General features: G+C 38.1%; 13 protein-coding genes and 1 pseudogene. 10 read left to right on the top strand and 4 right to left on the bottom strand.

Going from position 1 to position 10,869, the window contains the following annotated elements:
* A pseudogene (locus ABIQ28_RS10910) lies at positions 1–180 on the top strand (hypothetical protein); the annotation flags it as partial.
* A 221-nt stretch (positions 181–401) separates the two neighbouring features.
* On the opposite strand, the gene ABIQ28_RS10915 reads toward ABIQ28_RS10910, so the two are convergent.
* Positions 402–1,061, bottom strand: a complete 660-nt coding sequence (locus ABIQ28_RS10915; protein WP_348037186.1) for a hydrolase — start codon at positions 1,059–1,061, stop codon at positions 402–404.
* 186 nt (positions 1,062–1,247) lie between these two features.
* On the opposite strand from ABIQ28_RS10915, the gene dnaG reads away from it, so the two are divergent.
* Entirely contained in the window at positions 1,248–3,218 is a 1,971-nt protein-coding gene (gene dnaG / locus ABIQ28_RS10920) for a DNA primase (protein ID WP_348037188.1), read from the top strand.
* Here the strand turns inward: dnaG and ABIQ28_RS10925 are convergent.
* Together ABIQ28_RS10925 and nadE are read right to left on the bottom strand one after the other, a co-directional pair.
* A complete protein-coding gene (locus ABIQ28_RS10925; RefSeq protein WP_348037190.1) occupies positions 3,215–3,844 on the bottom strand; it encodes a response regulator transcription factor in 630 nt (209 codons plus the stop codon). The genes dnaG and ABIQ28_RS10925 overlap by 4 nt on opposite strands.
* A 151-nt stretch (positions 3,845–3,995) precedes the next feature.
* On the bottom strand, positions 3,996–4,784 hold the full coding sequence (gene nadE / locus ABIQ28_RS10930) for an NAD(+) synthase (protein ID WP_348037192.1): 789 nt from the start codon (positions 4,782–4,784) through the stop codon (positions 3,996–3,998).
* 95 nt (positions 4,785–4,879) lie between these two features.
* On the opposite strand from nadE, the gene gldB reads away from it, so the two are divergent.
* From gldB to ABIQ28_RS10945, 3 genes are all read left to right on the top strand, one after another.
* Positions 4,880–5,839: a gliding motility lipoprotein GldB gene (gene gldB, locus ABIQ28_RS10935; protein ID WP_348037194.1), complete on the top strand. Its 960-nt coding sequence runs from the start codon at positions 4,880–4,882 to the stop codon at positions 5,837–5,839.
* Complete coding sequence (gldC, locus tag ABIQ28_RS10940; RefSeq protein ID WP_348037196.1) at positions 5,839–6,177, top strand: gliding motility protein GldC; 339 nt, start codon at positions 5,839–5,841, stop codon at positions 6,175–6,177. Before gldB ends, gldC begins: the two co-directional genes overlap by 1 nt.
* A 73-nt stretch (positions 6,178–6,250) precedes the next feature.
* Positions 6,251–6,862, top strand: a complete 612-nt coding sequence (locus ABIQ28_RS10945; RefSeq protein ID WP_348037198.1) for a DUF4230 domain-containing protein — start codon at positions 6,251–6,253, stop codon at positions 6,860–6,862.
* 79 nt (positions 6,863–6,941) lie between these two features.
* Here the strand turns inward: ABIQ28_RS10945 and ABIQ28_RS10950 are convergent, their stop codons facing one another.
* Positions 6,942–7,253, bottom strand: a complete 312-nt coding sequence (locus ABIQ28_RS10950) for a rhodanese-like domain-containing protein (RefSeq protein WP_348037200.1) — start codon at positions 7,251–7,253, stop codon at positions 6,942–6,944.
* 60 nt (positions 7,254–7,313) lie between these two features.
* On the opposite strand from ABIQ28_RS10950, the gene ABIQ28_RS10955 reads away from it, so the two are divergent.
* From ABIQ28_RS10955 to ABIQ28_RS10975, 5 genes are all read left to right on the top strand, one after another.
* Positions 7,314–7,886: a TetR/AcrR family transcriptional regulator gene (locus ABIQ28_RS10955; RefSeq protein WP_348037202.1), complete on the top strand. Its 573-nt coding sequence runs from the start codon at positions 7,314–7,316 to the stop codon at positions 7,884–7,886.
* Positions 7,887–8,038: 152 nt separating this feature from the next.
* Positions 8,039–9,112, top strand: coding sequence for a 1,2-phenylacetyl-CoA epoxidase subunit PaaE (gene paaE, locus ABIQ28_RS10960; protein WP_348037204.1), 1,074 nt, complete (start codon positions 8,039–8,041; stop codon positions 9,110–9,112).
* 190 nt (positions 9,113–9,302) lie between these two features.
* Complete coding sequence (paaA, locus tag ABIQ28_RS10965; RefSeq protein WP_348037206.1) at positions 9,303–10,259, top strand: 1,2-phenylacetyl-CoA epoxidase subunit PaaA; 957 nt, start codon at positions 9,303–9,305, stop codon at positions 10,257–10,259.
* Between the two features lie 87 nt (positions 10,260–10,346).
* A complete protein-coding gene (gene paaB / locus ABIQ28_RS10970) occupies positions 10,347–10,634 on the top strand; it encodes a 1,2-phenylacetyl-CoA epoxidase subunit PaaB (protein ID WP_348037208.1) in 288 nt (95 codons plus the stop codon).
* A 90-nt stretch (positions 10,635–10,724) separates the two neighbouring features.
* A partial coding sequence (locus ABIQ28_RS10975) for a Phenylacetic acid catabolic protein (RefSeq protein WP_348037210.1) occupies positions 10,725–10,869 on the top strand: 145 nt, incomplete at its 3' end.

The following is a 10,869-nucleotide window of genomic DNA, read 5'->3' on the forward strand; positions in this document are numbered from 1 at the left end:
AGCAATCAAAAAGATAAATTAAAAAATGATTACAACACGTCCAATTTTGTATATGGTTTGAGCGGTTATATTGGCGTAGGAGATTTTAGTGTGTATGCCAAATATAATCTGAACGAACTGTTTAAGGATCAAGTCACGCCACAGCATAATATTTCCTTGGGCCTGCGTTGGGATCTATAGGTTAATCACATAAAACATCAAGAGAAATTAAACCATTAAGGAGTTAAGTTCATTAAGCGCTGCCTTAAAAAGTAGTGCACCTTAATTTTCTTAATCCCTTAATGGTTCAAAAAAATATAACCATTAAGAAAAAATTAAGGAATTTAGGACATTAAGGGTTGAGTTAAAACAACACGACTTAATTTTCTTAATACCTAAATGATCTTGATGGTTCAAAAAACTTATTCATTCCGATAGCGAATCATGATGTCCTTGAATAACTCTGCAGTAGTCGGAGGCGTATAAGAAATGGCATTGGCTCCCGATTCAATGGCCAGTTGAATAGTATCATCAGATCTCCCGCTAGTTGCAATGATCGCCACATCGCTATTAATATCTCTGATTCTTTTTATAATATCCGACGTTTTTTCAGCGCCTGACACGTTAAAAATATCGACGCCAGCTTTTATGCGTCCCTCGATATCGTCATTTTCTGAAACCACGGTAATGACGACTGGAATGTCTATTTTTTCTTTTAATCTTTTGATCAAATCATTCGGCGTAGGTTTATTTAATACCACGCCTAAGGCACCTTGGAACTCTGCGTCAATGGCAAGATCTATGGATCGATCGCCTGTGGTTATGCCGCCGCCGACACCACAAAAGATAGGTTTGTCTGCCGCTAAAATCAAAGCATGAGAAATTAAGGGCTGCGGCGTAAATGGATATACTGCAATAATAGCGTTGGAATTTGTATTTCGGATGATCGCCACATCAGTACTGAATAAAAAAGATTTTAATAGCTGACCAAATACATAGATTCCAGAACAGGTATTGATAATTTCTGGTACTTCAACGATATTAGTTCTTAATCTACTTGTAAAACGAGGTGTTTTTTTCATTGTTTTAATTTTAAATGTTGCTGCCAACGCTAATGATGTAAATGGCATTATCTTCGGTAAAGTCAGTGCTTATATTTATCTTAAGAACTGGACGGAATTGATTTTTTTTTCGATAAACTCATCGGCAAGATATGTCCTTTATGAATTTTGATTGTCCTATTTTTACAAAAAAATTACTACTAAGCTTTGATTTCAAGATCCACCATAGAACAAGTATTTGAAACCGCTCGCGTTGAAGAGGTTATTGGCGATTTCGTCAATCTCAAAAAAGCGGGCAGTAATTATAAAGGTTTAAGTCCGTTTAGTGACGAGCGTTCGCCGAGTTTTGTCGTGAGTCCGGTAAAGCAAATTTGGAAAGATTTTAGTAGTGGCAAAGGCGGAAATGCGGTGACTTTCATCATGGAGCATGAGCATTTCACTTATCCTGAAGCGATCAGATATCTTGCCAAAAAATACAATATTGAAATAGAGGAAACCGAACAGACCAATGAGCAAAAAGAAGAAGCCAATGAACGGGAAAGTCTCTTTTTGGTCAACGAGTTTGCCAGTGAATACTTCCAAAAAGTGCTTCATAAAACCGATCAAGGAAAAGCCATTGGCTTAAGTTATTTTAAGGAGCGTGGGTTTACCATTGAAACCATAAAGACCTTTGATTTGGGCTATGCACTTGATGAATGGCAAGCCTTTACGGATGAAGCTTTAAAAAAGGGTTACAAACTCGAATTTCTTGAAAAAACAGGATTGACCATTGTTAAGGATGACAAACGTTTTGATCGCTTTAAAGGTCGAGTCTTGTTTCCTATTCAAAGTATGAGCGGACGGGTTTTAGGTTTCGGAGGCCGAATCTTGGGAGCTGATAAAAAAGCGGCAAAATATCTGAATTCGCCTGAAAGTGAAGTCTATCATAAGAGTAAAATTCTGTATGGATTATATCATGCCAAGCAATCTATCGCTAAAGAAGACAATTGTTTTTTGGTAGAAGGCTATACGGATGTGATCCAATTCCACCAAACAGGCGTTAAGAATGTGGTCGCATCTTCGGGAACGGCTTTATCGCCCGAGCAGATTCGATTGATTAATCGTTTAACCAAAAATATCACGGTGCTTTTTGATGGGGATGCTGCGGGATTGCGAGCTTCGGTAAGAGGTATCGATTTAATTTTGGAGCAAGGAATGAATGTTAAGGTTTGTTCTTTTCCCGCGGGCGAAGATCCGGACAGCTTTGCAAGAAAAAATACCTTTGAAGAGCTTTCCGCTTATCTTCATGACAAGGCCATGGATTTCATTCAGTTTAAAGCCTCGTTGTTGGTTGAAGATGCCAAAAACGATCCTATAAAAAAGGCGGATACCATCCGGGAAATCGTCAATAGTATTTCAAAAATTCCTGATCCTATTAAGCGTGAGATTTATGTGAAGGAATGTTCGAATATCATGGACATTAGTGAGCAGGTCTTATTTACCACTTTAGCGCAAATCAATAATAAAGAAAGTAAGGAATTGAGCAGGCCACCTGATCCAAATCAAGTGCCTTTTGAAGTTTTTAGATCAGAACCGGCCGCAAAGAAAGTCAATCATCAATATGAATTGGAGCTAAAAATCATCGAGATCTTATTGCTTTATGGCAACGAAACTGAAGATTTTGAGGACTTGGTCATGAAAGAAGATGAGAAAACAGGCGAATTAAAAATGGAACCTGTCATTCAGCAAGCAAAAGTATTTGAGAAAATCTATTTAGACTTGCAGGAAGATGAAATGCAGTTTTCTGACGAGCGCTTCAAAAATTTATATTATGTTATTATTGATGCGCTGCACCAAGCCACAGACTTTCAGCTAAAGGACTTTATTAATAAGCTCGATCAGAACATGGCCAATGAAGTGACCACTATTTTGATGGATGATGAGCGTTATGTATTGCACGATTGGGAGCGAAATCATATCGTTCCCAAAGAAAAAAATGAGAGTATCGCGCAATTGGTGACTCAAACGATTTTGAGTTTAAGATGTTTTCTAATAGATCAAAAAGTTGTGGAATACCAAAACGAAACGAGAAAGCCCGATGTAAATACGCTCGCAGTAATGGAAGATGTTAGAGACTACTTAAGACTAAAAACACTCTTGTCAAAAAAACTCGGAAAAGTAGTGGGTGGCAAAATTTAAACGGTGCCTATATGTTTTGCTTGATGAATCAAATCTACTAAATTGGTCACATTCAGTTTTTTGAAAAGCCGCGCTTTATAGGTGCTGACCGTTTTTTCGTTGATGTCGAGCTCTTGAGCAATTTCCTTGTTTTTCTTTCCGGACGATAATAATTTTAATACTTCGACTTCTCTGGTCGATAGACGTTTGTAAAGTTTGCTTTTGCTGTTCTTGGTGTCATCATAATTCAAGTGTTTGGCCATGTTCTCACTCAAATAGATACCACCATTATACACTTTTAATACCGCCTCTTTAATGGTTTTAGTATCCACTGATTTTGAAAGATAACCAGAGGCACCTGCTTTAATCGTGCTGATAGCATAAATTTCTTCAGGATGATGACTGAACATGATCACTTTTAAGTCGGTATGCTCTTTTTTAATGGCTCTTAAAGCGGTAATGCCATTCAGCTCGGGCAAATCAATTTCAGAGATTATAACATCAACAGGAAAGCGTCGGATAAATTCAAAAATTTCAATACCCGTTCCAATAGTTCCAACGACTTCAATATCTGGATCCGTGTCAAAAAGTAGTTTTAATCCTGCTCTGACAATGGGATGGTGGTCAACAACCAAAACCTTAATCATAATGTTCTATTATTAAATTAGTTACGTAAGTAAGTGTACGTAAGAAGGTCAGTTCAGGATTGGGAGATGTCCTACGTAAATATATAAAAAAAAACACGAAACTCAATAAGTTTCGTGAACATTCAAACAATTATAGGAATGATAGTTGAGATTATTTTAAATTTTTAGGAATTTTGCATATTGGAATCGGAATCATTTTATGCTGATTGATTTTATTGAGTCTTGAAAAGAGTTCAAAAACCTCACGTTTTCTGTCCTCGAAGTCAGTTGCAGTTTTACCGTTTTCTTTCATTTCCATCGCCCATTCCAATTCGGAATAAGACGCGCCAATTTGATCTTCGTCACTTCTATCATCGCCAAACAGGCCATCACTTGGCGCTGCATTAATAATAGAGTCCGTAATGCCCAATGCCTTGGCAATGGCGTAAACCTCGGTTTTCAGCAAATCTGCGATGGGGTTTAAATCGACGCCGCCATCACCATATTTGGTGTAAAACCCAATGCCAAAGTCTTCAATCTTGTTTCCTGTTCCTGCAACCAATAAGCCTTTTAATCCGGCATGGTAATAAAGCGTCGTCATTCTTAAGCGCGCACGTGTATTGGCAAGCGCCATGTCGACTATATCTGGTTTTCCATCTAAAGAAACCTGTCTTTTAAATTCTTCAAAAACGGGCGTTAAATCCACTAAATTATCCGACACATTTGGAAAATTGGCTTTGAGCTGTTTAATGTGTTCTTGACCTCTGGATACATGGCTTTCTGGTTGATGTATAGGCATTTCAATACATAAAACATCCAAACCTGTTTTGGCACATAATGTAGAGACTACTGCAGAATCAATTCCGCCAGAAATTCCGACAACAAAACCATTGACATGAGCGTTGGAGACGTACTCTTTTAACCAGTTTACAATGTGATCAATAACTTTTTCTGTTTGCATTTTAGGAAGATTTAACACAAAGAATACTACCTTTGTACAACAAAAATAAAGTAAACACTGAAGTAATAAAAATTAAAGACCTTTAAAAATCATCTATGAAGAATGTCGGTTTTCTAATTGTCCTTTTGCTTTTTTTTAACGCTTGTAAAAAAGACAATCAACTGGAAAGTGAAATTTCTAAAATTGATGTTGACGTTAATGTGGAGCGTTTTGATTTGGCTTTTGCGGACGCTAAACCAGCGGATTTGCCAAAATTGAAAGCCGCCTATCCTTTTTTATTTTCAGAGCGCATTCCTGATTCTATATGGATTGAGCGCATGAATGACACGCTGCAGAAGGAGCTGTCGAGTGAAGTCAAAAAAACCTTTGCCAAGTTTGATGATGTGGAAGACGATATTAGATCGCTTTTTCAACATTTGAAATATTATGATAAAATATTTAAAGTGCCGCGCATTATTACGGTCACTTCAGATGTGGATTATCGAAATAAAACCATTGTAACAGATACCATTGTACTGATTTCTTTAGATACTTATTTGGGCGCTGATCATCATTTCTATGAAGGTATTCAGAGGTATTTGACCTTAAGAATGGAGCGGTCTCAAATTGTGAGTGATTTGGCCTCAGACTATTCAGAACATTATATTCTTCAAAATAAATCAAAGACGCTTTTGGATGATATGATTTACTATGGTAAGGAGCTCTATTTTAAGGATAAAATGATCCCGTTTAAGTCAGACGCTGAAAAAATAGGCTATACCGAGGCGCAACTGGAATGGGTTAAAGAAAATGAAAGTGAAGTGTGGCTCTATTTTATTGAACGCGAATTGTTGTTCAGTACGGATAATAGTTTGGCAGGTCGTTTTATTGCAGATGCTCCTTTTTCAAAGTTTTATTTGGAATTGGATAGTGAGTCTCCAGACAGAATAGGTCAGTACATCGGTTGGCAAATCGTAAGGTCTTATATGAAAAACAATGAGGTCAGCTTCATGGATATGATGAAAATGAATGCTGAAGATATTTTTAATAACTCTAAATTTAAACCCCGTAAATAATGTCAAATACTATAAAATCAACTATCGAATTATTCGTTGAATTGGATGAAAATCGAGTGCCTGAAAGATTGAGCTGGACCGCTCAAGAGGGCGGCATCAAGAATGAAGAGGCTAAAGCGATGATGCTTTCGGTTTGGGATAGTGAAGCACAAGAAACGTTGCGAATCGACCTTTGGACTAAAGATATGCCCGTAGATGAAATGAAGTTGTTTTTCCATCAAACCTTGGTGGAAATGAGCAATACCTTCCATCGTGCCACCGAAGATGAAAAAATGACGGCTACCATGAGAGATTTTTGCGATTATTTTGCAGAAAAATTAGAACTCAAAACAAAGTAAAATCTCCAAACTCTAAAATGTTCAATCCCGAAGGTTCGGGATTGAATGTTTTAAAATAAATAGCTCTAAGAAAATGCGGAAACTCCTATATGTTTTAATTTTGGTTTTGATGGTCATGTTTGGATATCGTTATTTTTTTAACGATAAGGAAGAAACCATACTGCATGAGAATTCTGCACTCATACAAGAGCAAATCCGAAATGTGAGCAAATTGGTGGTCACGGAAGGGCATTTCAGTCAAGTGTTTACCTATAAAAACTCCAAGGCCGTTTTTGCCAATTTGGTCAATGTGGAAAAGAAAGCTTTAGTAGTTGTTAATGCTGACGTCACGGTTTCGTATGATTTGAGCCAGATAGAATATGAAGTGGATGAAAGTACCAAAACGCTCAAAATTTTAAGCATTCCAAAAGAAGAGATCAAGATCAGCCCCGATTTTGAATATTATGATGTAACCGCCGATTTCCTAAATCCGTTTAAAGCGGAAGATTATAATAAGATCAAGGATAAAGTGAACGGGCAGCTGATGAAAAAAATCGAAGCCTCTAACTTAAAGAGTAACGCGCAAAATCGTTTGATCAGTGAATTGTCAAAATTCTTTATTTTAACAAATACTTTGGGATGGACACTGCAGTATGAAGGTAATTCCATCAAATCATCTGACGATTTACAAAACATCAAACTTTAAGACTTAGAAGCGGTGTTTGATAATCAGTGCGCTAACATCACAATTTGATCTACTTAAAAAGTCCTCTCCTTCGGAGGATTTAGGAGAGGATTTTCCTCTGCAAACTCGACCATCCACCACCATTTATAGCCTCAATATTATTCGATTTTAAAATTTGCGTTGCTTGACCTGAACGTGCGCCGCTTGCACAACAGGTGATAACAGGTTTGTTCATTTTCTGGATTTTTGCAACGTTATTTCTCAACTGATCCAACGGAATGTGTTTGGCGCTTTCAATATGACCATTATCCCATTCTCCTTTGGTTCTGACATCCAAAATGATGGCGCCTTTGTCTAAAAATTCCTTTATGTTTTTCTTTTTGTTCCCGAATAAAAAATCAAAAATTCCCATAGTTTTCTTTTGTTTAAATTTACATATTATTGACAAACTTAGAATTTTAAATTAGAACCCTTGGTTACAGAAGTTACACGCAGAGAAGAAATTATAGTTACAGCCACCAAACTTTTTAAAGAAAAAGGCTATAGTGCGGTAACCATGCGCGATTTGGCGACGGCAATGGGCATGAAAGCTGCCAGCCTTTACAATCATATCAATTCCAAACAGGATATTTTAAAAGCCATCATCATTTCGTTGGCCGAAGAATTTACACAAGGCATGGATTTGATTAAAAAATCAAAGCATAGCACCATCGAAAAGTTGAAGTTGATTGTCGAGCTTCATGTCCATATTACGACGAATAACACCTATGGTATGGCATCCTTAAACAATGATTGGATGCATTTAGAAGATCAATTGGAGTATTATTTGCAACTCCGAAAAAAATATGAGCAAGATTTTGTGGATATTATTAAAACTGGAATTTCCTCCAGTGAAATCATCGAGACAAATGCAGAAGTCGTAATGTTTTCAATACTTTCTACCCTGCGTTCACTGTATTTATGGATCCCCAAAAAGGAGGAAATTAATCTTAAAGAGTTAACCCAAAATCTGAGTGATGTCCTCATCTACGGAATTAACAAATAGTTAATAATTAATTTTGTAAATTTGTCACTCAAACTAACAAGTGTTAGTTTGAGGCTTACAAGCTTTTTTAACCTTGTAGGTTTTGATAAAAGGACAACTAATTAAATTTAACGCCTATGTCCTTTCCTTTGGAAAGGCTTAGGGACAGGATTATGGCAAAATTCCACAAGCTGAAAGTGGCCGACATTTATAAGGAAACAAAGGATTGCGTCGTCATTTCTTTTGAAGTTCCTGATCATCTCAAGGAGGCATTCAAATACAAACACGGTCAACATTTGACGCTGCGAAAGCAAATCAATGGCGCGGATATTCGGCGCAATTACTCTTTATGCTCAAGTCCTTTGGATGGTGAGTGGAAAGTGGCCGTAAAAACCATTCGCAATGGAGTTTTTTCCAATTATGCGCTTTATGAATTAAAAAAAGGCGACACCCTCGAGGTCATGGAACCACATGGCGAATTTACGGTGGGTGTCAACGTTGCAGCGCATAATAATTACATCGCATTTGCTGCTGGGAGCGGGATTACACCGTTGTTATCCATCATCAAAACCCATTTGCACCAGGAGCCAAACAGCACGTTTAAGCTGTTTTACTTGAACCGAACTGTAAAATCCATTATCTTTAAGGAGGAAATCGAACAACTTAAAAACGAGTTCTTTGACAGGTTTCAGGTGTTTTATTTTTTAACTAGAGAACATCGTGATATTCCATTTTTGAATGGTCGTTTTGACAAAGAAAAACTGGCAATATTGACCCGCACATTTATTGATGTTCCCGATACGCACCACGCCTTTATTTGCGGGCCTCAAGAGATGATTTTCTTGATTCGCGACGAATTGCAAGCGGCAGGAATGTCCAAGGATAATATTCATTACGAACTGTTCTTTACAGGCAGTTCAGCTGAAGAAAATAAACATATTGCCGATATCCTCGAACAAAGAATTGATGGCACGCAGGTAACCATTATTGATGGCGGAAAAGAATTTCATTTCATTATGGATGACGATTTCGATACTATTCTCGATGGTGCCTTGGCTGCTGGAGCCGATTTGCCGTTCGCTTGCAAAGGCGGCGTTTGCAGCACCTGCAAGTGTCAAGTCATCGAAGGATCGGTGAAAATGAAAAAGAATTACGCGCTTGCCGACAAGGAAGTCGAGCAGAATTATGTATTGAGCTGTCAAGCCGTGCCGACGAGTAAAAAAGTGGTGGTCGATTTTGACGTTTAGTTAGAAGAATTATTTGGGCGTTACCCTAAAAAGGGTCGGGCTTTCCGCTATATCTTTTTTGTGAAAAACAAAAATGGATGTGGCCTCAAATGCGGAGCATTCACGAGCTCTTATATATCAAATAAGAATGAGCGAGTAATCCCTAACGCAACTCCGAACATTAAATAACATTTCACTAATATTAAGAACCATGAGTGAAGAACAAATTTTAAATCTAGAAAAGCAGTTCGAAGCACGGATCGCAAGAGACGAAAAAATCGAACCTAAAGATTGGATGCCCGAAAAGTACCGTCAGACCCATATTCGTCAGATGTCTCAACATGCGCATTCCGAAATTGTGGGCATGCTTCCAGAAGGCAATTGGATTACAAGAGCGCCTTCATTACGACGAAAAGTAGCCTTGTTGGCAAAAGTCCAAGATGAAGCTGGTCATGGTTTATACTTATATTCTGCCACCGAAACTTTAGGGATTTCCCGTGAGGAATTATACGAACAACTCCATTCTGGAAAAGCAAAATACTCTTCCATTTTCAATTATCCAACTGTTACTTGGGCCGATATGGGCGCCATTGGCTGGTTGGTTGATGGTGCAGCTATTATCAATCAAGTGCCGTTGTGTAGCACGTCTTACGGGCCTTATGCGAGAGCAATGGTAAGGGTTTGTAAAGAGGAAAGTTTTCATCAACGTCAAGGTTATGAAATCATGATAAAATTGATGAGTGGCACGCCCGAACAAAAGGAAATGGCGCAAGATGCCTTAAACCGATGGTGGTGGCCAAGTTTGATGATGTTAGGGCCAACAGATGCAGAATCCGTGCATACCGAGCAATCCATGAAATGGAAATTGAAACGTAAATCCAATGATGAATTACGTCAACAATTTATCGATCAAACCGTTCCACAAGCAGATTTAATCGGATTGGTCATTCCTGATCCCGACTTAAAATGGAACGAGGAACGTGGCAGCTACGATTTTGGAGAAATTAATTGGGACGAATTTTGGCAAGTCGTCAAAGGTCATGGGCCAATGAACAAAGAACGCATGAAAGCAAGAGTAGGCGCATGGGAGCGTGGCGAATGGGTTCGTGATGCGGCCATGGCACATGCCGAAAAGATAGCAAACAGAAAAGAAAAACAAGTAGTCTAATAAAGAGCTTGAAAATGAAATTGAAGTTGAAATCGAAGGATGTTCAATTTCAACTTCAATTTCGATTTCAATTTAACCAGATAATATATGTCAACGAAACAGTGGCCACTTTGGGAAGTCTTCGTCAGAAGTAAAAACGGATTGGAACATCGTCATTTCGGAAGTCTGCACGCAGCAGATGCAGAAATGGCCTTGGAAAACGCACGCGATGTGTACACCAGAAGAAATGAAGGTGTCAGTATTTGGGTCGTAGAATCCAAAAACATCACAGCTTCAAACCCGGAAAATAATGGGGAATTCTTTGAGCCAGCACAAGATAAAGTCTACCGTCATCCAACGTTTTATGTGTTGCCTGATGAAGTGAAATATATGTAAAAGATTAACGATTGATGAATGCTGATTGTTGATTTTAGAAGTTCAAAAATCAACAATCATTAATCGACAATCAACAATATTTAAAAGTAAATGAAAGATAATTTATACAACTACATCCTCGGAATCGCCGACAACAGTCTCATCCTCGGTCAACGCATGGGCGAACTCTGCGGACATGGGCCAAGTTTGGAAACTGATATCGCTTGCACAAATATCTCCCTCGATTTATTTGGAC

The organism is Gelidibacter sp. (assembly GCF_039916245.1).
Classification (GTDB): domain Bacteria; phylum Bacteroidota; class Bacteroidia; order Flavobacteriales; family Flavobacteriaceae; genus Gelidibacter.